Below are 21,313 nucleotides of genomic sequence, written 5' to 3'. Positions count from 1 at the left end.
GAACCCATAGGAAAGTTTATGGAAATGGATTCGGAAGATTTATCTCTTAAATTTCGTATGACGGGCGCGCTTGTTTGGTTGTTGTTGCTCATTACCATTGTTCCAAGTTGGTACAGTGATCCAGTCAGGTTTTCACCGGATATGGAGATGGCGGATAATCATCCCAAAAGTGATGAAATAGTGGTTGATAAACCTTTTGTGCTGCCGGGAGTTAAAAGTGAACAGCCTGTTCCACAAAAGAGTGCTTCTGCGAAAGTTGTGGCAAGCGAGCCAACGCCTAAGGCAACTGAAAAAGTTTCCGATACAAGTAGATCAAATAACACAGCAAATATTACGACAAGTAAGGTTGAACAAAAATCCTCGGTAAAAACATCGGAAAATCCAGCTGAGAAAGCGAAAACGCCGATTGCTAAAGAAAAATGGATTATCCGAGTGGCGGCTTATCGTTCAAAAGAAAAAGCAAATTTACTCTACGAACATTTAAAATATGACTATGACGTTTTTGTTAAATATTTTCCACAGAGTAAATACTATTCAGTTCGTATTGGACCTTATACCGATAAAAGCTTGGCTTTAAGAGATCAACAGCAGTTAAACCGAGTGTTACGAGTACGCTCGGAATTAGCAAAAACAAAGTAAAACGTCAGTTTAATGAAGTTAAATCCGGAGAAAACACCATGTGTGGCATAGTTGGAATTGTTTCTAATTCACCTGTCAACCAAGAAATCTACGATGCGCTTACAGTGTTGCAGCATCGTGGTCAGGATGCCGCGGGCATTATGACCTGTCAGGATGGAAGAATTTTTCAGCGCAAAGATAACGGCATGGTGAAGGATGTTTTCAGAACCCGTCACATGCGTGATTTGCACGGTAATATCGGGATTGGTCATGTGCGCTATCCAACAGCAGGTTCTGCTTCAAGTGCAGAAGCACAGCCTTTCTATGTAAATTCGCCATATGGTATTGCTATGGCTCACAACGGTAATTTGACCAATGCAGAACAGTTGGGCAAAGAACTGTATGAGCAGGATTTGCGTCACTTGAATACCAACTCGGACTCTGAAGTTTTGTTGAATGTCTTTGCGCATGAACTGATGCAGCAGAAGAAGTTATTTATCGATGCACAGGATGTCTTTAAGGCAATTGAACGCGTGCATAAGCGCGCTCGTGGCGGTTATGCGGCGGTAGGTGTGATTCCTAGTGTTGGGTTGATTGGGTTTCGTGATCCCTTTGCATTAAGACCGATTGTTGTTGGTAAGCGCACTAATGATGATGGTGATGCTTATATGATTGCCTCAGAGAGTGTGGCTCTTGATACAGCTGGTTTTCAGTTGATAAAGGACTTAGCTCCGGGCGAAGCCGTTGTTATTACAGAAAGCGGTGATATTGAATTTAAGCAGTGCGCAGAAAATCCGCAATACAGTCCATGTATTTTTGAGTTTGTTTACTTTGCGCGTCCAGACTCAATGATTGATGACATTTCTGTTTATAAATCCCGTTTGAGAATGGGAGAAAAGCTGGCGGAACAGATTTTAAGAGATTGGCCGGACAACGATATTGATGTCGTTATGCCAATTCCAGATACCAGTAGAACATCTGCGTTACAGTTGGCAGAGGTTTTAGGTAAGCCTTATCGTGAAGGATTTATTAAGAACCGCTATATTGGTCGTACCTTTATCATGCCTGGGCAAAAGCTTCGCAAGAAGTCTGTACGTCAAAAGCTAAATGCCATTCCGTTGGAATTTGAAGGCAAGAATGTCTTGTTGGTTGATGACTCAATTGTTCGTGGTACAACCTCCGGTGAGATTGTTCAAATGGCGCGTGAAGCTGGGGCGAAAAAGGTTTACTTTGCATCAGCTGCTCCAGCGGTTCGTTATCCTTATGTCTATGGTATTGATATGCCAACAACTGATGAACTGGTTGCCAGTAACCGTACAACCGAAGAAGTGGCTGGGTATATCGGAACGGATCGTTTGTTCTATCAGGATTTAGATGACCTTATCGAAGCAGTTTGGCAAGGTAACAAAAATATTAAAGAGTTCGATACTTCCTGTTTTAGTGGTTGTTATGTTACTGGGGATATTACGCAAGAGTATTTGCAGTCACTTGGGTTGGCACGAAATGATTCTGCGCAGTCGAAACGTAAGGAAGTGGGGCAAGAGCCTGTAGGTCTTCATAATGGACAAGGCGAGTGATGGATAAAGAATTTGATTTGGAAACGCTGGCGATTCGTGCGGGCTACAATCAAACCGAAGAACAAGAGAATAGTGAAGCCATTTTCTCTACTTCAAGTTTTCGCTACCATTCGGCGCAGCAGGCAGCTGACCGTTTTAGTGGGGCAGAAAAAGGAAATGTTTATTCGCGCTTTTCTAATCCCACAGTCAGTGCTTTCGAAAACCGCTTAGCCGCACTGGAAGGTGGTGAGGCATGTGTTGCTACGGCTTCTGGAATGTCGGCTATTTTGACGACATTTATGTCGCTATGTGAGTCGGGAGACCATGTTATTTCTTCAAGCAGTATTTTCGGGACAACAAAGGTATTGTTTAACAAATACCTGAAGAAATTCGGTTTGGAAGTCACCTTTGTTTCGCAAACGGATATTAATGAATGGGAAAAAGCGGTTAAACCGAATACGAAAGCATTTTTCTTGGAAAGTCCTTCTAATCCACTAACTCAAATTGCTGATATTGCTGCCTTGAGTGCATTGGCAAAATGTAGTGGTGCAATTCTGATTGTCGATAATTGCTTCTGTACCCCCATTTTGCAACAACCCTTAGCTTTGGGCGCGGATATAGTGATTCATTCCGCGACAAAATTTTTGGATGGACAGGGTCGCGGTATTGGTGGTGCTGTTGTGGGCTCCGAAACACTTGTCGGAGAAGAGGTTAGAGGCTTTTTGCGCACGGCAGGGCCTTCAATGAGTCCATTCAATGCATGGATATTTTTAAAAGGACTCGAAACCCTTTCTGTGAGAATGGAAGCACACTGCCAGAGAGCGATGGCTCTTGCGACTTGGTTGGATGGGCATCCGGCAGTGGAAAAAGTGTTTTATCCTGGTTTGAAATCTCATCCTCAATACGACTTGGCACAAAAACAGCAAAAAGCGGCTGGTGGACTAGTGACTTTTAGAGTTAAAGGTGGGCGAGAACAAGCCTGGTCGGTGATTGATAATACGAAAATGGTATCAATAACCGCCAATTTGGGCGATGTTAAAACCAGTATTACGCACCCAGCGACTACAACGCATTGCCGAGTCCCTGAGGGTGAAAGGTTAGCAACAGGGATTACCGATAATCTATTAAGGATTTCAGTTGGGCTAGAGTCTATTGAAGATTTGAAAGTTGATTTGGCTCGAGGCTTAGACAAGATTGTCTAAGTAACGTGTAACGGTGTGTACTGCACACCGTTACACGTTATTGATGTTACTTAGGTAGAATGATTTCGCTTTTCTCTTTGGCACGGAAAATAACGAATACTTTTCCAATGGATTGAACCAATTGTGAACCCGTTTGCTGCACAACATGATCGATGATCGTTTTTCGATCATCCCTTTCCGCTGCAGCCAGTTTGATTTTCAATAATTCATGATGGGCTAAGGAACTTTCAACTTCTTCCATTAAGGAATCAGTGACGCCATTGATGCCGATAGTCACTACAGGGTTTAGACCGTGAGCGATTCCTCTTAGGAACTTAATTTGTTGAATTGAAAGTTTTTGGTTTTTTGACATTGAATTTCCGATTTTAATTATTATTAATGACTAAGCGATTAATTTGCATATTTTATAAGAAAAACCTCGATGGCAAGAAGTAAATCAAGCAATGAATGGTTAAAAGAGCATTTTGACGATTATTATGTCAATAAAGCGAAGCAAGAAGGCTGGCGTTCACGTGCCATTTATAAGCTTCAAGAGATTGATGAAAAGGATCAGCTTTTCAAAAAAGGTATGACGGTTGTGGACTTGGGGGCTGCGCCAGGTGGTTGGTCTCAATGGACATCAATGCAGATTGGTGAGGAAGGGCGTGTTTTCGCGCTGGATATTTTGCCCGTTGATCCCTTTGCAGGTGTGACTTTTATCCAAGGTGACTTTCGTGAGGATGAAGTCTATCAAAATTTGCTGGATGCGCTAGACGGACGCGACGTCGATTTGGTGATGTCTGATATGGCACCCAATATGACCGGAAACAAAGGGGTGGATATTCCGAAGTCGATGTATTTGGTTGAGTTGTGTGTTGAGCTAGCAGAACAAGTTTTGAAGCCCGGTGGGGACTTGTTGATGAAGGTATTTCAGGGTGAGGGGTATGACCAGTTGCTAACGACCTTGAAAGGAAATTATCAAAAGGTTTTAACGCGTAAACCTAAAGCTTCCAGAGCTAGAAGTAAAGAAATCTATCTTTTGGCAAGAGGCAAAAAACATTAAATTTTATAGGTTTTTTGGAATAAGAATTAAGGGTACTTTTACATAAATAATATAAATAATATTTATGAGAAAATGTGGTAGAGTTATCACTATAAAGTTATGAAATTGTAAGTACATGGTACGGTTCACAGGTGAATTATGAAGAATGACATGTTAAAAAACATCTTGATATGGACAGTGGTGGCAACCATCATGTTGTCGATATTCAACCACTTCAGTGGGCAGCAAATGATGGGGAAAAGCTCTCAGCTAGCTTACTCTGATTTCATCCAGCAAGTGCATAACGGGCAAGTTAGTCAAGTTTCTATGGATGGTCAAACTATTCATGGTGTTTACACTAATGGTCAGGCATTTACGACGATTAACCCCGGTGATGTAGGGTTGATGGGCGACTTGTTGCACTATCATGTCAAAGTCATTGCGCATTTACCTGAAAAACAAAGCGTTTTGATGCAAATCTTTATTTCTTGGTTCCCAATGTTGCTATTGATTGCTATCTGGATATTCTTCATGCGTTCAATGGGGGGTGGAATCGGCGGGAAAGGCGGTCCTATGTCTTTTGGTAAATCAAAAGCCCGCATGATGACAGAAGATCAAGTTAAAGTCACTTTAGAGGATGTTGCGGGTGCAGATGAAGCCAAAGAAGAAGTGGGTGAAATCGTTGATTTCTTAAGAGATCCAGAAAAGTATCAAAATCTTGGTGGAAACATTCCGCGTGGTGTTTTGATGGTGGGGCCTCCTGGAACAGGTAAGACTTTATTGGCAAAAGCAATTGCTGGTGAAGCAAAAGTACCTTTTTTCAGTATTTCTGGTTCTGACTTTGTGGAGATGTTTGTAGGTGTCGGTGCTTCACGAGTTCGTGATATGTTTGAGCAGGCAAAAGCGCACGCGCCATGTATTATCTTTATTGATGAAATTGATGCTGTAGGTCGTAGCCGTGGTGCCGGAATGGGTGGCGGAAACGATGAACGCGAACAAACATTGAACCAAATGCTGGTTGAAATGGATGGCTTTGAAGGGAATGAAGGGGTGATTGTAATTGCCGCGACTAACCGTGCCGACGTTCTTGACCCTGCGCTATTGAGACCGGGAAGATTTGACCGTCAGGTAACGGTAGGTTTGCCAGATGTTAGAGGACGCGAACAAATTCTTAAGGTTCATATGCGTAAAGTTCCTTTGTCGGACGATGTTAAGCCGGCTTTGATTGCTCGCGGTACGCCTGGATTTTCAGGCGCAGACTTGGCAAACTTGGTTAATGAAGCTGCACTGTTTGCTGCGCGAGGCAATGAACGCTTAGTAACCCAAGCACACTTTGAAAAAGCTAAAGATAAAATTCTGATGGGTGTTGAGCGTAAGAGCATGGTAATGAGTGAAGAAGAGAAAAAACTCACTGCTTACCATGAAGCAGGGCACGCAATTGTCGGGTATCTGGTACCAGAGCATGATCCAGTTTATAAAGTTAGTATTATGCCGCGTGGTCGAGCATTGGGTGTAACCATGTATCTGCCCGAAGAGGATTCTTATAGTTACTCTAAGCGTAAGTTAGAAAGTCAGTTGTCTAGTTTGTACGGTGGACGCATTGCTGAAGAGATGATTTTTGGTTCAGAAGCGGTGACTACCGGTGCAAGTAATGACATTATGCGAGCAACGCAAATTGCCCGTAATATGGTTACGAAATGGGGCTTGTCAGATAAGCTTGGACCTCTTATGTATGAAGAGGAAGACAATGGCTCCTTGATGGGAAGCTCTCGAAATGCGAATGTTTCTGGTGAGATTTCGAAGGAAATTGATCTGGAGATTCGTAAGTTGATTGATCGTAACTATGAGCGTGCTGAAAAGCTTCTGACGGATAATATTTCTATCTTGCACGCAATGGCTGATGCTTTGATGAAGTATGAGACGATTGATGCCGATCAGGTGAAAAACTTGATGGAAGGCAAGGAACCTGGTGAGCCTAAAGATTGGAAAGAAAGTGATGATGGAAAGGATGATGGTTCTTCGAAGTTATCAAGTTCACAATCTCAGGAAACAACTAAGACCGATCTTTCAGATAAACACGATGATTCAGTTAATGATGCAGAGCCAAAATTACATTGAAGAATGTAGCTGATTAATTACGAAAACCCCTTTTTAGGGGTTTTTTTATGGAGTGCTGAATGACTTTTTTTGAAAAAATCCATGCAACTAGTTTGGATATCCCTCTGGTCATGGGGATTCTAAATGTGACCCCAGATTCTTTTTCGGATGGGGGTGTGCATAACTCCGAAGATCAAATTAAAATTGTGCTGGAGCGTATGCAGTCCGCTGGTGTCGATATCGTCGATATAGGAGGAGAGTCTACTCGTCCCGGAGCAGCTACAGTTAGTTTGGATGAAGAGCTAGAAAGGGTATTGCCTGTTATAGAGTGGATCAAGCAAATGACAGATATGTCTATTTCAATCGATACCTACAAAACAGAAGTGATGAAAGAGTCCATCAAGTTAGGGGTTGATTTGATCAATGATATCAATGCGCTTCAGTCAAAAGGAGCTGAAGAACTTGTTGCTGTCTCGGGCGTGATGGCTTGTTTGATGCATAAGAAGGGAGAACCTGGAAATATGCAGGACAATCCTGTTTATGAAAATGTCTTTCAGGAGGTGTCGGACTTTTTGACGTTAAGAGCGAAAGAGTGCATTTCTAATGGTATAAAACACGAAAATATACTGATTGATCCAGGCTTTGGATTTGGTAAAAGTCTTGAGCATAATGTAAAATTGTTCGAACAACTAGAGCAGTTTTCCAGTTTAGGTCACCCAATATTGGTGGGCGTATCGCGAAAGAGAATGATTGGCGATATATTGGGTGGTTTGCCTGTCGAAAAGCGAATGATAGGAAGTGTTTCGGCCGCAATTGTTGCTGCGATGAAAGGCGCTAGGGTTATTCGTGTTCATGATTTTGAAGAAACGATTCAAGCATTCAAAGTAATGCATACTTTGCTGTAATAAATTTTAGGTAGTTGCAATGTCGCAAACAAAAAAATATTTCGGAACCGATGGTATTCGCAATGAGGTGGGTAAAGGACTGATTTGTCCTGATCAAATCCTAAAACTTGGCTGGGCAACTGGCAAGGTGATGCGAGATTACGGTGAAAAAACTGTAATGATCGGCAAAGACACTCGTATTTCGGGCTACATGTTTGAGTCGGCGTTGGAAGCAGGATTTATTGCTGCTGGCATTGATGTTCTTTTACTGGGGCCTATGCCTACCCCTGCAGTAGCCTACCTGACTCGAACTTTTCATGCTGATACAGGTATTGTTATCAGCGCTTCTCATAATCCTCATCACGATAACGGCATCAAGTTTTTCTCCGCTAAAGGCCAAAAAATTTCCGATCAAATTGAGTTTGAAGTAGAGGCGGCATTTGACCAGGCTCTGGAAACTGTTGATTCACTTAATTTGGGAAGAGCAAGACGTATTGATGATGCCGCCGGTAGATATACCGAGTTTTGTAAGAGTACTTATGAATCCAATAAAAAGTTAGATGGCATTAAGGTGGTCTTGGATTGTGCAAATGGCGCAACTTACCACATTGCTCCCGCAGTTTTCAAAGAGTTGGGCGCGGATGTTGTAGCAATTGGTGTTGAACCAGATGGGATTAATATTAATTTGAAGTGTGGAGCCACAGATTTAGATGCCCTGAGGCAGAAAGTGATGGCAGAGTCTGCTGATATAGGTATCGCTTTTGATGGTGATGGCGATAGGGTAATGATGATTGATCATACCGGTAAAATTGTGGATGGGGATCAGATTCTTTATGTCTTGGCGTCTAACTCAGAAAAGCCTGTTTCAGGTGTGGTCGGAACCCTGATGAGTAATTTGGGGTTAGAGGTTGCACTAAAAGAATTGGGCATAGACTTTATTCGCACAAAAGTGGGTGATCGCTATGTTATGGAAGCGCTGAAAGAAAACGGCTGGGATTATGGTGCGGAATCTTCAGGCCATGTTTTGTGTTTGGATAAGACGTCAACAGGTGATGGTATTGTTGCTGCATTGCAAATTATGTCAATAATCACCAGGACTGGAAAATCCCTTCAAGCGTTAGCATCAGGAATGCAAAAGATGCCACAACTACTGAAAAACGTACGTGTAGCAGATAAGGTGGATGTTTCTTCAAGCGCGGTATTACAAGCTGCTATTAGTGATTCTGAAGCAAGAATGGCTGGAAAAGGAAGGGTTTTGATTAGAGCATCAGGTACAGAACCGCTTATCCGAGTAATGGTTGAGGGGCAGGACATGTTGATGATTGAGTCCGAAGTAAATGCGCTGTTGCAGGTGGTTGAAAGCGAATTTTCATAAGATTGTCAAGATTGTAATTCAAAAAAGAAATCGCTAATATAGGCGGAATTTTGTGTCGGAGACTAAGAAATGAGACAAATGTTTGTCGCAGGTAATTGGAAAATGCATGGCAATAAGGCTGATATCAAGAGCCTTGTAACGGGGCTTAATGCAATGTCTGACCGTGCAGGAAACGCTAAAGTAGCTATATGTCCACCAGCATTGTATGTGGATTATGTAAATCGTTCTTTGTCTGCATCAAATATAGAATTGGGTGTCCAGAATATCGCGGAAGAACCTGTTCAGGGAGCGTATACTGGAGAGATTTCTGCGGGCATGGTGAAAGATCTTGGATGTCAGTACGTTATTTTGGGTCATTCGGAAAGACGTGCTATTTATAAAGAAACGGATGCAGAAATCGCTAATAAAGTCGATACTGCGATTCGATCAGGTTTGACGCCAATATTGTGTATTGGAGAAACTTTGGAAGAGCGTGAAGCGGGTCAGTTGGAAGAAGTTATCTCCACACAGATTAATGCAGTCGTAGCCAAAGTTGGTATTAATGCTTTTAAAAACGTAGTGATTGCTTATGAACCAGTTTGGGCAATCGGTACTGGTAAAACGGCAACTGCGGAGCAAGCACAAGAAGTTCACGCATTTATTCGCAATCTATTGGCGAGCTATGATGAAGATGTTGCAAGTGGCATCATTATTCAGTACGGCGGTAGTGTGAAACCGGATAATGCAAAGGAATTGTTCAGTCAGCCTGATATTGATGGTGGATTGATTGGTGGTGCTTCATTGGTTGCTGAAGATTTTATGGCCATTTGTGAGGCTGCAGGAGAGTAATCATGTTTTCATTTGTACTAACCATTCATTTGGTAGTGGCATTTATTTTAATCGTGCTTGTGCTATTACAGCACGGTAAAGGTGCTGACGCTGGTGCGAATTTCGGAGGTGGGTCTTCCCAGTCTGTATTCGGTGGCGGCGGTTCAAGTAGTTTTTTGTTGAAGGTAACTGCAGTTGTGGCGGCGATTTTCTTTATGACAAGTTTGACGTTGGCTTATTTGGGCGCCAAACAAGTGAAAGGATATCAAAGTGTTGTTCAGAAGCCTGTAGTAACAACAGAGAAAAAGAATAATAACGATACAAAAGCTCCGGTGGTACCAGAGTAAGACACATAGCCGATGTGGTGGAATTGGTAGACACGCTATCTTGAGGGGGTAGTGGCGCAAGCTGTGCCGGTTCAAATCCGGCCATCGGCACCATTTTTTTGAATGACCATAAGCTTAGTTTACTAAGTTAGAAGGGTTTAATATGCTTGAAAATTATTTACCTATCATAGTGTTTGTTGTGCTAGGCATATTATTTGGTGTAGGGCCTATCCTAATGGGATATCTGCTTGGACCAAACCGTCCTGATGCCGAGAAGCTTTCTCCATATGAGTGTGGATTTGAAGCCTTTGAAGATTCTCGTATGAAGTTTGATGTTCGCTTCTATCTTGTTGCGATCCTTTTCATTATTTTTGATTTGGAAATCGCATTTCTGTTCCCTTGGGCAATTGTGCTGAAAGAAGTGGGTACGTTTGGATTGTTGGCGATGGCAGGGTTTTTATCGCTTCTGGTAGTTGGCTTTATTTATGAGTGGAAAAAGGGAGCGCTTGAATGGGAATAGAAGGCGTTTTGAAGGAAGGGGTAGTTACTACTTCCGCAGATAAGCTGATTAACTGGGCAAGAACGGGTTCCTTGTGGCCAATGACTTTTGGGTTGGCCTGTTGCGCGGTTGAGATGATGCATGCCGGTGCGTCACGTTATGATTTGGACCGTTTTGGGATCATTTTTAGACCAAGTCCTCGCCAATCAGATGTGATGATTGTTGCTGGAACGTTGGTAAATAAAATGGCACCAGCATTGCGTAAAGTTTATGACCAAATGGCAGAGCCTCGTTGGGTAATCTCTATGGGATCATGTGCTAACGGTGGCGGTTATTACCACTATTCTTATTCAGTTGTTCGCGGTTGTGACAGGATTGTGCCTGTCGATGTCTATGTTCCTGGATGTCCTCCAACAGCAGAAGCTTTGTTATACGGGATTATCCAGCTTCAAGCGAAAATTAAACGAACAAATACCATTGCTCGTTAATTTCCCCCGAGTTTAAAGAGTGAAATTTCTATGAAACAGTCGGTACTGGATTTACAAACTCAGGTCAGCAAATTGCTGGCAGGAGCTGTTGTTGACTCGAAGGTTCAATTTAATGAACTGACGATAGAGTTGACGCCAGAAAAAGCGTTAGATGCTTTTTTGACTTTAAGAGACGAATTGGGCTTTGACGAGTTGATTGATGTCACAGCAGTTGACTATCTTCACTACGGTGAAGCTAACTGGGAAACGATGGCGGCACCAAATAAAGGGTTTAGCCGCGGTGTGTTTGACTTTGATGAAGAAGATTCTTCCGACGAAGGGCAGTTTATGTCTAGACGTTTTGCTGTTGTCTATCACTTCTTGTCGGTTGAACACAATTATAGAATTCGAGTGAAAGTGTTCCCAGAAGACACTCAAATGCCGATCGTTGATTCTATTGTGCAAGTATGGAATTCAGCCAACTGGTTTGAAAGAGAAGTCTTTGATATGTTTGGTATCGTTTTTAAAGGCCATCCAGATTTAAGAAGAATTTTGACTGACTATGGTTTTGTGGGACACCCTTTGAGAAAAGACTTCCCACTTACCGGTCATGTTGAAATGCGCTATGACTCTGAAAAAGGGCGCGTTGTTTATGAACCAGTCGAAATTGAAAACCGTGTTAATGTTCCACGCGTAATTCGCGAAGATAAGACGGCTTAGAGGAAATTAGGAAAGCATTATGTCTGAAATTCGAAACTATACGCTTAACTTCGGTCCACAGCATCCATCTGCGCACGGTGTATTGCGCTTGGTTCTTGAGCTGGACGGTGAAACGATTGTGCGTTCTGATCCTCATATTGGCCTACTACATCGAGGTACTGAGAAGTTAGCGGAATATAAACCTTACAATCAGTCAATTGGATATATGGATCGTTTGGACTATGTTTCTATGATGTCCAATGAGCATGCTTATGTGATGGCGATTGAAAAGATGATTGGTGTTGAAGTGCCTGAGCGTGCGCAATACATCCGTGTGATGTTCGACGAAATCACTCGTATATTGAACCACCTTATGTGGTTGGGTGCACACGCGTTGGATATTGGTGCGATGACCGTTTTCCTTTATGCCTTCCGTGAGCGTGAAGACTTAATGGATTGTTATGAAGCGGTTTCCGGTGCGCGTATGCACGCAACCTATTATCGACCAGGTGGGGTATACCGTGACTTGCCGGATACTATGGCTAAATATGAAGCTTCAAAATGGCATTCCGGCAAAAAGCTGGATAAGTTGAACGAAACTCGTGAAGGTTCATTGTTGGATTTTATTGAAGCCTTTACACAGCGTTTTCCGGGTTATGTTGACGAGTATGAAACATTATTGACCGATAACCGTATCTGGAAACAAAGAACGGTAGATATCGGAATCGTTTCTCCAGAAAGAGCGTTGCAACTAGGGTTTACAGGACCTATGTTACGCGGTTCTGGTATCGCTTGGGATTTGCGTAAGAAACAGCCATATGAAGTCTATGACAAAATGGATTTTGACATCCCAGTAGGCGTGACAGGAGATTGTTATGACCGCTATTTGGTTCGCGTTGCAGAAATGCGTGAATCAAACAAAATCATTAAGCAATGTGTTGACTGGTTGAAGAAGAATCCAGGCCCAGTCATGACTAGCGATCATAAAGTTGCACCACCTTCTCGTGAAGAAGCCAAGTCCAATATGGAAGCATTGATTCACCACTTCAAGTTGTTTACCGAAGGTTATGCGGTACCAGCGGGTGAAAGTTATACCGCTGTAGAACACCCAAAAGGTGAATTCGGTATTTACATGGTGTCCGATGGTGCGAACAAACCTTACCGACTAAAAGTTAAGGCACCAGGGTTTGCTCACTTGGCTTCGCTTGATGAAATGGCAAAAGGCCACATGATTGCCGATGTCGTTTCTATTATCGGAACGCAAGATATCGTATTTGGGGAGATTGACCGATGAGCGCAACAGCGAATGTTATTCAAGGTGAAGTGAAAGAGCGTATTGATCGCTGGGTTTCACATTACCCAGAAGATCAAAAACAGTCTGCGGTTATGCCTGCGCTGAGAATCGTTCAAGAAGTGAGTGGCGGAAGCTTGACCACTGAACTAATGGATCAAGTTGCAGACTATCTTGAAATGACACCAATTGCCGTTTATGAAGTAGCAACTTTTTACTCTATGTATGAGCATAAGCCGGTTGGTAGACACAAGATTTGTTTGTGTACCAACATTTCGTGCATGTTGCGTGGAAGTGATGAGATTCTAGAACACCTAGAGAAAAAGTTAGGTGTTGGCGTGGGAGAAGTGACACCTGACGGAAAATTCTCAATTAAAAAAGTTGAGTGTTTAGGTGCCTGTGGAGGCGCTCCAATGATGATGCTCGGAAAAGAATATTATGAAAATCTTACCGAAGAATCACTTGATGAAATTTTAGACGGATTGGAGTAAGTGATGATTCCACAGAATGAAAATTGTTACCGTTTAAATCATTTAGAAAACTCATGGGATATTGATACCTATGTTGCCAATGGTGGTTACGAGGTATGGAAAAAAGTCTTAGCAGGTGAGATTACTCCTCAAGAGATTATTGATGAAGTGAAAACTTCCGGTATTCGTGGGCGTGGTGGTGCAGGTTTTCCTACAGGTTTGAAGTGGAGCTTTATGAACCGTAATGCACCGGGTCCTAAGTACATTCTATGTAATTCGGATGAAGGTGAGCCAGGAACCTTTAAAGACCGCGACATTATGCGCTATAACCCTCACCAGTTGGTTGAAGGGATGATGATTGCCGGTTACGTGATCGGTGCCTGCGCTGGATACAACTATATCCGTGGTGAGTTCTGGGAGCCATACAAGCGTTTTGACAATGCTATAAACCAAGCAAGAGAAGCAGGACTACTTGGCAAGAATATTCTCGGTTCAGGTTTTGATTTTGATCTTTACACACACTTGGGCGCTGGCGCTTATATTTGTGGTGAAGAAACGGCTCTGATTGAGTCTATTGAAGGTAAGAAGGGTCAGCCACGCTTTAAGCCACCTTTCCCAGCGAGCTACGGTTTGTATGGTAAGCCGACCACGATTAACAATACTGAGACACTGGCTTCGATCCCAATGATCTTAGCGAAAGGTGGTGACTGGTTTGCAGATATCGGTGCACCTAATGCAGGTGGAACCAAGTGTTATTCAGTTTCTGGGCATATCAATAACCCTGGAAACTTTGAAGTTCGAATGGGAACACCATTTAAAGACTTGTTAGCGTTGGCGGGTGGTGTTTGGAAAGGGCGCAAACTGAAAGCAGTGATTCCTGGTGGTTCTTCAACTGCCGTGCTTCCAGCAGAAAAAGCGCTGGAAATGAATATGGATTATGACTCTATTGCGAAAGCAGGTTCTTTCCTAGGGGCTGGGTCTGTGATCATTATGGATGATCAAACAGATATGGTTCGCGCACTAGAGCGTTTGACATGGTTCTACTATGAAGAATCATGCGGGCAATGTACGCCATGTCGTGAAGGTACTGGTTGGATGTATCGAGTCGTTCACCGTATCAGACAAGGCAAAGGTAGACCAGAGGACATCGAATTATTAAAAGATGTTTCAGGAAAAATTATGGGACGCGTAATTTGTGGTTTGGGTGATGCTGCGGCGATACCAGTCGGTAGCTTCTTAGATCATTACGAACACGAGTTCCGTCATTACATTGAGCACGGTTGCAGCATCTTTGATAGAGCTTAAGCCAACCAGTGACAGGACTCCTTATACAGGTTCCAAATTTAGGTTTTAATTATGGTTAAAATTGAGATAAACGGACAAGTTGTTGAAGCTCGTGAAGGCGACATGCTTATTGATGTTGCTGACGATGCTCAGATTTCTATTCCGCGTTTTTGTTACCACAAGAAGCTATCCATCGCGGCAAACTGCCGTATGTGTTTGGTTGAAGTTGAAGGTGCGCCTAAGGCTTTGCCTGCTTGTGCAACCCCTGTAACGGATGGGATGAAGGTTTTTACCAAATCCTCTAAGGCAGTTGCGGCACAAAAATCAGTCATGGAGTTCTTGTTGATCAACCACCCATTGGATTGTCCGATCTGTGACCAAGGTGGTGAGTGTGAGCTACAAGATGTGGCAATGGAATATGGCGATGATGTTTCTAAATATACAGAAGCGAAGCGTATTCTAGGTGATAAAAATATTGGATCGCTTATCCATACCGATATGACACGTTGTATTCACTGCACACGTTGTGTTCGTTTCGGCCAAGAGATTGGCGGGATTATGGAACTAGGGGCTACCGGGCGTAGTGAGTGGATGGAAATCGGTACCTACATTGAGAAATCGGTTTCTTCTGAAATGTCCGGGAACATGATTGATTTGTGTCCAGTAGGTGCATTGACCTCTAAGCCATTCCGCTATTCTGCTAGACCATGGGAGTTGAAATCTCATAAGTCTATTGCACCTCACGACAGTATCGGCTCTAACATCATTATCCATTCTAAAAACAACAAAGTGCTTCGTGTTGTTCCTGATGAAAACGAAGCTATCAACGAAGTGTGGATTTCTGACCGTGATCGCTTCTCATATGAAGGGATTAATAGTGAAGATCGTCTAACGACTCCTATGATTAAAAAGAACGGTCAATGGAAGAAAGTTGACTGGGAAACGGCACTGGAATTTGTCGTTGATTCTCTAAAATCACGTTTGGCTGAACCAAATGACATTGGTGTATTGGCTTCTCCATCTTCTACATTAGAAGAATTGCACTTATTGCAAAAGTTGGCGAGAGGATTAGGTATTCGTAACCTAGACCACCGATTGAGACAAATCGATTTCTCAATGGATAAAATCTGCCAGGTTGGGTCTAAGCTAAATCATTCTTTGGAAGAAGTGGAGTCTTTGAAATCTGTGCTTCTGGTTGGCAGTTTCTTAAGAAAAGAATTGCCAATGCTGAACCACCGTGTGCGTAAAGCTCAGTTGTCCGGCGCGAAGGTATTTGCGGTGAACCCTCAAGACTTTAAGTTCAACTATGATGTTGAAACGTTGGCTAATGAAGATCTGCTAGCCGAGTTGAAAGCTGTTGCAAAAGCTGCGACGTCAATGGCAGGAAATGTTCCAGATTATCTTTCTTCAGTTGAAGTAACCGATGCACATAAAGACATTGCGACGCATTTGCACAACAACTCATCAGCAATTATGCTGGGACAAATTGCGCAAATGGACGCGCGTTATTCACAACTCGTTAAGTTGTGTGATGATATCGCTAAAGCCACTCAAGCAACCTTCAGCATCTTGCCAATGGCTGCAAACGATGTGGGTGCACAGCTAACTGGTTTTATGCCAAAAGAAGGTGGTTTGAACACCGTAGAAATGTTGTCAAACAACTTGAAGACTTTCATCAATTTGGGCATTGAACCTGAACATGATGTTCAAGATGGAAACATGGCGCTTCAAGCGATGCAGTCTGCGGACTTTGTAGTTTCATTGACAGCCTTCGATACGGAAGCACAGCGTGGTTATGCCGATGTCATGTTACCGATCGCAACATTTGCTGAAACGGCTGGCACTTTTGTTAATGCTACTGGCGTGAAGCAGTCATTCAAGATGGCAGTTGAACCTCAAGGTGAAGCCAAGCCTGCTTGGAAAATCTTCCGTGTATTGGGCAACATGTTCGAGTTGGAAGGTTTTGAGCAAACCCATTCTAATCAAGTGTTGGCTGAAGTACTGGATTCAGAAATGCCGAGTGCCGATTATGCTGCATTGTCGTTGAACAATGATGAAGCAAGCTTAATCCCTACGCCGCTGGTTTCGATTTATTCGGTAGATGCATTGGTGCGCCGTTCGCCATCTTTGCAAGCAACCCCTGATGCTTCAGCATCTAATTAAGGAGATTTGTCATTATGTTTGATTCATTACAAGCTTGGCTATCTTCTTTCATGTATGACTGGCTAGCCGTCTTGATTACGCTATTGATCCAAGCTGTCGTTGTTATCATGCCGGTCATGATTACGGTTGCATGGTTGACTTATGCCGAGCGTAAAGTCATCGGTTATATGCAAGTTCGTATGGGGCCAAACCGAGTCGGTCCGGGTGGTTGGTTGCAACCGATTGCGGATGCGGTTAAAGCCTTGACTAAAGAAGTGGTTATCCCTAGCCAATCTAACAAGTACCTGTTTATTATCGCGCCAGTTTTGGCAATTGCGCCTGCGGTAGCCGCTTGGGCAGTTATCCCGTTTGATGCGAATGGTGTCGTGGTCGCTAACATTAACGCAGGGGTACTTTATGTATTGGCCGTGGCGTCTATTGGTGTTTACGGGATTGTTATTTCTGGTTGGGCATCCAACTCTAAGTATGCATTCCTTGGTGCACTTCGTGCATCTGCACAGAAGATTTCCTATGAAATCGCGATGGGCTTCGCGTTGGTAACGGTATTGATGGTTGCTGACAGTATGAACCTGACAGACATCGTTAATGGACAGAAGGGCGGTATTTGGCATTGGTACTGGATTCCATTACTACCAATGTTCTTCGTTTACTTCATTTCCGGTTTGGCTGAAACCAACCGTGCGCCGTTTGACGTTGCGGAAGGGGAATCTGAAATCGTTGCTGGTTTCCACGTTGAATATTCTGGTATGGCATTCGCCGTATTCTTCCTAGCGGAATATTCGATGATGATTCTGATCTCCTTTATGACGGCGATTATGTTCCTTGGTGGTTGGTTATCTCCATTTGATGGTATTCCGGGGTTGGAAGCAGTTTTTGGTTGGATTCCTGGATTTATCTGGTTGTTTGCTAAGGTTGCCTTCTTATTATTCTTGTTCTTGTGGTTCCGTGCGACTTTCCCACGTTATCGCTACGACCAAATCATGCGTCTGGGCTGGAAAGTTTTGATTCCAGTGACAATCGTATGGGTGTTCGTTGTGATGATCATGGAATACGTCAAACTTGGCCCTTGGTTCAATTAATAGAGGTTCATCATGATTGCATTTTTAAAACATCAAGTTAAAACCTTTGGATTGATTGAACTATTCAAAGGCTTGGCAGTAACAGGTAAATACCTTTTCAAAAAGAAAATTACCGTTCGTTACCCAGAAGAAAAAACACCACTTTCTCCTCGTTTTAGAGGTCATCATGCGCTTCGACGTTATGAGAATGGTGAAGAGCGTTGTATCGCGTGTAAATTGTGTGAAGCGGTTTGCCCTGCGAATGCCATTACCATCGAGTCAGAAGAAAGAGAAGATGGTTCACGTCGTACAACGCAATACGACATTGATATGTTTAAGTGTATTTACTGTGGTTTCTGCGAAGAAGCCTGCCCAGTAGATGCGATTGTAGAAACGCGTGTTTTTGAGTATGAGTTCCACGAAAGAGGGCCTCATATTATGACAAAAGAAAAGCTGTTGGCTTTTGGTGATAAGCACGAAGCGCAAATTGCTGCTGATAGAGCAGCAGACGCTAAGTACCGTTAATGTAGACCAAGAGAGACATTCGATGACATTTTTACAATTTATTTTTTATGTATTGGCCGGTATTGCGGCGATTTCAGGGTTGATGATGATTAGTGTCAAAAACCCTGTTAAGGCAGCGTTATGGCTGGTGTTGGCTTTCATCTCTACGGCAGGTGTTTGGTTGACGGCACAGGCGGAGTTCCTTGGTTTAGTCTTGATCCTGGTTTACGTCGGCGCGGTAATGGTTTTATTCCTATTTGTGGTGATGATGCTGGATATCAACGTAGCCCAAATTAAAGAAGGGTTTACGCGTTACTTACCTTTGGGTGTGTTAGTATCGATTGCCATTTTCGCCTTGATGTACTTGGTGTTAGGGCCAGACAGATTCGGTTTGTCGCACTATCCTTCGCCACAAGAGTTTGGCGCAAATTACAGCAACACCAAAGCTATCGCAGTGCCTTTGTATACAACACATGCATACGCATTCATCCTTGCCGCTGTTTTGCTGTTAGTCGGTATTATTGCGGCAATTACATTAACGCTTCGTCGTCGCCCTACAACAGAAGTCTTGTATCAGGATATTGATAAACAGGTTAAAGTGCGTGCTGAAGATCGTTTCCGTATGGTCAAAATGGATGCGGTGGTTGAAGCAGACGTGAAAAAAGAAGAAGGAAAAGACGAATGATAGCGCTTTCAGATTACTTAGTTTTTGGAGCTGTCTTGTTCATGATTAGCATGGCAGGTATTTTCCTTAACCGAAAAAACATCATTATTCTTTTGATGTCGATTGAGTTGTTGTTGTTAGCTGTAAACACCAACTTGGTTGCCTTTTCACATTATTTGAATGATGTCACTGGACAAATTTTTGTATTTTTCATTATGACGGTAGCAGCAGCTGAAGCGGCCATTGGCCTTGCCATTATCGTGCTGGTTTTCCGTAATCGTAAGAGCATCAACGTTGATGATCTTGGCTCAATGAAGGGATAATTTTAAAGATGGCATTAAAATTCATTTTAACTCTTATTCTTTTGTCACCGTTGTTTGGTGGCCTGATGGCCGGTTTATTCGGCCGTCGAATCGGCCGACGTGGTGCGCATACCATTACGATTTTTGGTGTAGCTGTCTCGACGATTCTATCGTTTTATGTGTTCTATCTATTTGTTTGGCAAGGACACTCTCCTTATAACGATTCACTTTATACGTGGTTGGTTTCAGATGGTATTCGCTTTGAAATCGGTTATATGATTGATAGCCTATCGGCAACCATGATGTTGGTTGTGACGTTTGTATCCTTGATGGTTCATGTTTATACAATCGGTTATATGGATCACGATGAAGACTATGATCATCATAATCCTTACTATCAGCGTTTCTTCAGTTACATTTCGCTATTTACCTTCTCAATGTTGTCATTGGTTATGGCAAACAACTTCTTGCAGTTGTTCTTCGGTTGGGAAGCAGTAGGTTTGGTTTCTTACCTTTTGATCGGTTTCTATATGAAGCGCGAGTCTGCGATTCAAGCAAACCTGAAGGCATTCCTTGTGAACCGTGTTGGAGACTTCGGTTTCATTTTAGGGATCGCGGTTGTTGTGATGTATTTCAATACCTTGGATTACACTGAATTCTTCAACGGTCTTGCTGCGCACAAAGATACAACCATGAGCCTATTCCCTGGTACAGAATGGTCAATGATTACTGTCATGACGATTTTGTTGTTCATCGGCGCCATGGGTAAATCTGCACAGATGCCTTTGCACGTGTGGCTTCCAGAGTCGATGGAAGGTCCAACACCTATTTCTGCTTTGATTCACGCGGCAACGATGGTAACAGCAGGTATTTTCATGGTGGCACGTTTGTCTCCAGCTTATGAGTTATCTGAAGTGGCGTTGAGTTTTGTATTGATTGTCGGTGCGACAACAGCCTTTATGATGGGGCTATTGGGTATGGTTCAAAATGACATTAAACGTGTCGTTGCCTATTCAACACTTTCTCAGTTGGGTTATATGACGGCGGCATTGGGTGTGTCTGCTTATGCGGCAGGGATGTTCCATGTATTGACGCATGCTTTCTTTAAAGCCTTGTTGTTCTTGGCAGCAGGTTCCGTCATTATCGCGATGCACCATATTCAAGATATCCGTCAGATGGGTGGCTTGCGCAAGTATATGCCAATCACTTATGTATCGCTTTTGATTGGTAACTTGGCGCTAATTGGTTTTCCAGGCTTTTCAGGTTTCTTCTCGAAAGACAGTATTTTGATGGCAGTGGGTGATTCTCATCTGTTCGGTGCCGGCTATGCGCAAGTGCTGCTTTATATCGGTGTATTCGTAACCGCGTTCTACAGTTTCAGAATGTTCTTTATTGTCTTCCACGGAGAAGAGTCGGAGTATGTTAAGACTCATCAAATCAAGGAATCTCCTTGGGTTGTGACACTACCGTTGATTATGCTGGCGATTCCTTCAGTCTTGATCGGTTTCCCATTGATTGGTGGCGTATTGTCAGGCAGCTATTTTGCGGATGCAATTCATGTGTTGCCGCAGCATGATGTACTAGGTGAAATCTATGCGCATCATTACAACGGTCCTTTTGACATGATTGTCCATGCTTTGACGACGCTACCTGTGATTCTAGCTTTGTCTGGTGTTGTTCTGGCTTGGTTCCTATACCTAAGAGCGCCTGGATTGACTGACAAGTTGAAAGCAACCTGTTTCCGTGGCGCTTATGTTTTGAGACATGCGTATGGGTTTGACCGTTTCAATGAAATCGTATTTGTTGGCGGTGCACGTAAATTGGGTGAGTTCTTCTGGAAAGGAATTGATGTTAAGACAATTGATACCGGTATTGTTACCAATACATTTACGTCAATTGCAGGTATGGCAGCTTCGTTAAGAACTGCACAAACTGGATATATGTACCATTACGCGTTTGTAATGATTTTTGGCCTACTAGGCATGCTCGTTTGGGTATTGTGGTAAGAATAAGAAGATAAGGGAAT

22 protein-coding genes and 1 tRNA gene are annotated in these 21,313 nt (G+C 43.0%); 22 read left to right on the top strand and 1 reads right to left on the bottom strand.

Going from position 1 to position 21,313, the window contains the following annotated elements; genetic code table 11:
- The first annotated feature begins 18 nt into the window (after window positions 1-18).
- From F8R13_RS08200 to F8R13_RS08190, 3 genes are read left to right on the top strand one after another with little or no spacing between them, the layout of a single operon-like run.
- Entirely contained in the window at window positions 19-639 is a 621-nt protein-coding gene (locus tag F8R13_RS08200; protein WP_152833490.1) for an SPOR domain-containing protein, read from the top strand.
- A 38-nt stretch (window positions 640-677) separates the two neighbouring features.
- Entirely contained in the window at window positions 678-2,195 is a 1,518-nt protein-coding gene (gene purF, locus F8R13_RS08195; protein WP_152833489.1) for an amidophosphoribosyltransferase, read from the top strand.
- On the top strand, window positions 2,195-3,376 hold the full coding sequence (locus F8R13_RS08190) for an O-succinylhomoserine sulfhydrylase (protein ID WP_152833486.1): 1,182 nt from the start codon (window positions 2,195-2,197) through the stop codon (window positions 3,374-3,376). Before purF ends, F8R13_RS08190 begins: the two co-directional genes overlap by 1 nt.
- Before the next feature lie 46 nt (window positions 3,377-3,422).
- Here F8R13_RS08190 and yhbY read toward each other — a convergent pair whose 3' ends face one another.
- Complete coding sequence (yhbY, locus tag F8R13_RS08185) at window positions 3,423-3,728, bottom strand: ribosome assembly RNA-binding protein YhbY (RefSeq protein ID WP_152833485.1); 306 nt, start codon at window positions 3,726-3,728, stop codon at window positions 3,423-3,425.
- Window positions 3,729-3,797: 69 nt separating this feature from the next.
- Here yhbY and rlmE point away from each other — a divergent pair, with 69 nt between their 5' ends.
- The 19 genes from rlmE (at window position 3,798) to nuoL (ending at window position 21,293) form a co-directional block, all read left to right on the top strand.
- Window positions 3,798-4,418 carry a 23S rRNA (uridine(2552)-2'-O)-methyltransferase RlmE gene (rlmE, locus tag F8R13_RS08180; protein WP_152833483.1) on the top strand — a complete coding sequence of 207 codons (621 nt, stop codon included), beginning with the start codon at window positions 3,798-3,800 and terminating at the stop codon, window positions 4,416-4,418.
- A 150-nt stretch (window positions 4,419-4,568) separates the two neighbouring features.
- Entirely contained in the window at window positions 4,569-6,515 is a 1,947-nt protein-coding gene (gene ftsH, locus F8R13_RS08175; RefSeq protein ID WP_253806400.1) for an ATP-dependent zinc metalloprotease FtsH, read from the top strand.
- A gap of 59 nt (window positions 6,516-6,574) precedes the next feature.
- The gene (gene folP, locus F8R13_RS08170) at window positions 6,575-7,399 is read left to right on the top strand and encodes a dihydropteroate synthase (RefSeq protein ID WP_152833479.1); all 825 of its coding nucleotides are present in this window, start codon (window positions 6,575-6,577) and stop codon (window positions 7,397-7,399) included.
- A 19-nt stretch (window positions 7,400-7,418) separates the two neighbouring features.
- Complete coding sequence (gene glmM / locus F8R13_RS08165; RefSeq protein ID WP_152833477.1) at window positions 7,419-8,753, top strand: phosphoglucosamine mutase; 1,335 nt, start codon at window positions 7,419-7,421, stop codon at window positions 8,751-8,753.
- 69 nt (window positions 8,754-8,822) lie between these two features.
- Window positions 8,823-9,581 (top strand): triose-phosphate isomerase, encoded by a 759-nt coding sequence (gene tpiA / locus F8R13_RS08160; RefSeq protein WP_152833475.1) that lies wholly within the window; start codon window positions 8,823-8,825, stop codon window positions 9,579-9,581.
- Between the two features lie 2 nt (window positions 9,582-9,583).
- Window positions 9,584-9,907, top strand: coding sequence for a preprotein translocase subunit SecG (gene secG / locus F8R13_RS08155; RefSeq protein WP_029909736.1), 324 nt, complete (start codon window positions 9,584-9,586; stop codon window positions 9,905-9,907).
- A gap of 8 nt (window positions 9,908-9,915) precedes the next feature.
- A tRNA-Leu gene (locus F8R13_RS08150) sits at window positions 9,916-10,000 on the top strand.
- Window positions 10,001-10,049: 49 nt separating this feature from the next.
- Complete coding sequence (locus tag F8R13_RS08145; protein WP_152833473.1) at window positions 10,050-10,406, top strand: NADH-quinone oxidoreductase subunit A; 357 nt, start codon at window positions 10,050-10,052, stop codon at window positions 10,404-10,406.
- A complete protein-coding gene (locus F8R13_RS08140; RefSeq protein WP_024851441.1) occupies window positions 10,397-10,873 on the top strand; it encodes an NADH-quinone oxidoreductase subunit B family protein in 477 nt (158 codons plus the stop codon). Before F8R13_RS08145 ends, F8R13_RS08140 begins: the two co-directional genes overlap by 10 nt.
- Before the next feature lie 30 nt (window positions 10,874-10,903).
- A complete protein-coding gene (locus F8R13_RS08135; protein WP_152833471.1) occupies window positions 10,904-11,572 on the top strand; it encodes an NADH-quinone oxidoreductase subunit C in 669 nt (222 codons plus the stop codon).
- Between the two features lie 19 nt (window positions 11,573-11,591).
- Window positions 11,592-12,845 (top strand): NADH-quinone oxidoreductase subunit D, encoded by a 1,254-nt coding sequence (locus F8R13_RS08130; RefSeq protein WP_152833469.1) that lies wholly within the window; start codon window positions 11,592-11,594, stop codon window positions 12,843-12,845.
- Complete coding sequence (nuoE, locus tag F8R13_RS08125; RefSeq protein WP_152833467.1) at window positions 12,842-13,333, top strand: NAD(P)H-dependent oxidoreductase subunit E; 492 nt, start codon at window positions 12,842-12,844, stop codon at window positions 13,331-13,333. Before F8R13_RS08130 ends, nuoE begins: the two co-directional genes overlap by 4 nt.
- 3 nt (window positions 13,334-13,336) lie before the next feature.
- Entirely contained in the window at window positions 13,337-14,617 is a 1,281-nt protein-coding gene (gene nuoF / locus F8R13_RS08120; RefSeq protein ID WP_152833465.1) for an NADH-quinone oxidoreductase subunit NuoF, read from the top strand.
- 51 nt (window positions 14,618-14,668) lie between these two features.
- The gene (gene nuoG / locus F8R13_RS08115; RefSeq protein ID WP_152833463.1) at window positions 14,669-16,759 is read left to right on the top strand and encodes an NADH-quinone oxidoreductase subunit NuoG; all 2,091 of its coding nucleotides are present in this window, start codon (window positions 14,669-14,671) and stop codon (window positions 16,757-16,759) included.
- 14 nt (window positions 16,760-16,773) lie between these two features.
- The gene (gene nuoH / locus F8R13_RS08110; protein WP_152833461.1) at window positions 16,774-17,838 is read left to right on the top strand and encodes an NADH-quinone oxidoreductase subunit NuoH; all 1,065 of its coding nucleotides are present in this window, start codon (window positions 16,774-16,776) and stop codon (window positions 17,836-17,838) included.
- A 12-nt stretch (window positions 17,839-17,850) separates the two neighbouring features.
- The gene (gene nuoI, locus F8R13_RS08105; RefSeq protein ID WP_029909716.1) at window positions 17,851-18,342 is read left to right on the top strand and encodes an NADH-quinone oxidoreductase subunit NuoI; all 492 of its coding nucleotides are present in this window, start codon (window positions 17,851-17,853) and stop codon (window positions 18,340-18,342) included.
- 22 nt (window positions 18,343-18,364) lie between these two features.
- Window positions 18,365-19,006, top strand: a complete 642-nt coding sequence (locus F8R13_RS08100; protein WP_029909715.1) for an NADH-quinone oxidoreductase subunit J — start codon at window positions 18,365-18,367, stop codon at window positions 19,004-19,006.
- On the top strand, window positions 19,003-19,308 hold the full coding sequence (gene nuoK / locus F8R13_RS08095) for an NADH-quinone oxidoreductase subunit NuoK (RefSeq protein ID WP_152833458.1): 306 nt from the start codon (window positions 19,003-19,005) through the stop codon (window positions 19,306-19,308). Before F8R13_RS08100 ends, nuoK begins: the two co-directional genes overlap by 4 nt.
- A gap of 8 nt (window positions 19,309-19,316) precedes the next feature.
- Window positions 19,317-21,293, top strand: a complete 1,977-nt coding sequence (nuoL, locus tag F8R13_RS08090) for an NADH-quinone oxidoreductase subunit L (protein ID WP_152833456.1) — start codon at window positions 19,317-19,319, stop codon at window positions 21,291-21,293.
- Window positions 21,294-21,313 lie beyond the last annotated feature (20 nt).

Origin of the sequence: Hydrogenovibrio sp. JE_KL2, assembly GCF_009296185.1 — a bacterium.
Taxonomy (GTDB): domain Bacteria; phylum Pseudomonadota; class Gammaproteobacteria; order Thiomicrospirales; family Thiomicrospiraceae; genus Hydrogenovibrio.
Note: the sequence above shows the minus strand (reverse complement) of the source record. Positions and strands in the feature narration are given on the sequence as shown.

Bases quoted from the DNA above. Each gene is read 5' to 3' on its own strand.
- F8R13_RS08200 (WP_152833490.1), top strand. From the start codon at position 19: ATGGAAATGGATTCGGAAGATTTATCTCTTAAATTTCGTATGACGGGC.
- purF (WP_152833489.1), top strand. From the start codon at position 678: ATGTGTGGCATAGTTGGAATTGTTTCTAATTCACCTGTCAACCAAGAA.
- F8R13_RS08190 (WP_152833486.1), top strand. From the start codon at position 2,195: ATGGATAAAGAATTTGATTTGGAAACGCTGGCGATTCGTGCGGGCTAC.
- yhbY (WP_152833485.1), bottom strand. From the start codon at position 3,728: ATGTCAAAAAACCAAAAACTTTCAATTCAACAAATTAAGTTCCTAAGA.
- rlmE (WP_152833483.1), top strand. From the start codon at position 3,798: ATGGCAAGAAGTAAATCAAGCAATGAATGGTTAAAAGAGCATTTTGAC.
- ftsH (WP_253806400.1), top strand. From the start codon at position 4,569: ATGTTAAAAAACATCTTGATATGGACAGTGGTGGCAACCATCATGTTG.
- folP (WP_152833479.1), top strand. From the start codon at position 6,575: ATGACTTTTTTTGAAAAAATCCATGCAACTAGTTTGGATATCCCTCTG.
- glmM (WP_152833477.1), top strand. From the start codon at position 7,419: ATGTCGCAAACAAAAAAATATTTCGGAACCGATGGTATTCGCAATGAG.
- tpiA (WP_152833475.1), top strand. From the start codon at position 8,823: ATGAGACAAATGTTTGTCGCAGGTAATTGGAAAATGCATGGCAATAAG.
- secG (WP_029909736.1), top strand. From the start codon at position 9,584: ATGTTTTCATTTGTACTAACCATTCATTTGGTAGTGGCATTTATTTTA.
- F8R13_RS08145 (WP_152833473.1), top strand. From the start codon at position 10,050: ATGCTTGAAAATTATTTACCTATCATAGTGTTTGTTGTGCTAGGCATA.
- F8R13_RS08140 (WP_024851441.1), top strand. From the start codon at position 10,397: ATGGGAATAGAAGGCGTTTTGAAGGAAGGGGTAGTTACTACTTCCGCA.
- F8R13_RS08135 (WP_152833471.1), top strand. From the start codon at position 10,904: ATGAAACAGTCGGTACTGGATTTACAAACTCAGGTCAGCAAATTGCTG.
- F8R13_RS08130 (WP_152833469.1), top strand. From the start codon at position 11,592: ATGTCTGAAATTCGAAACTATACGCTTAACTTCGGTCCACAGCATCCA.
- nuoE (WP_152833467.1), top strand. From the start codon at position 12,842: ATGAGCGCAACAGCGAATGTTATTCAAGGTGAAGTGAAAGAGCGTATT.
- nuoF (WP_152833465.1), top strand. From the start codon at position 13,337: ATGATTCCACAGAATGAAAATTGTTACCGTTTAAATCATTTAGAAAAC.
- nuoG (WP_152833463.1), top strand. From the start codon at position 14,669: ATGGTTAAAATTGAGATAAACGGACAAGTTGTTGAAGCTCGTGAAGGC.
- nuoH (WP_152833461.1), top strand. From the start codon at position 16,774: ATGTTTGATTCATTACAAGCTTGGCTATCTTCTTTCATGTATGACTGG.
- nuoI (WP_029909716.1), top strand. From the start codon at position 17,851: ATGATTGCATTTTTAAAACATCAAGTTAAAACCTTTGGATTGATTGAA.
- F8R13_RS08100 (WP_029909715.1), top strand. From the start codon at position 18,365: ATGACATTTTTACAATTTATTTTTTATGTATTGGCCGGTATTGCGGCG.
- nuoK (WP_152833458.1), top strand. From the start codon at position 19,003: ATGATAGCGCTTTCAGATTACTTAGTTTTTGGAGCTGTCTTGTTCATG.
- nuoL (WP_152833456.1), top strand. From the start codon at position 19,317: ATGGCATTAAAATTCATTTTAACTCTTATTCTTTTGTCACCGTTGTTT.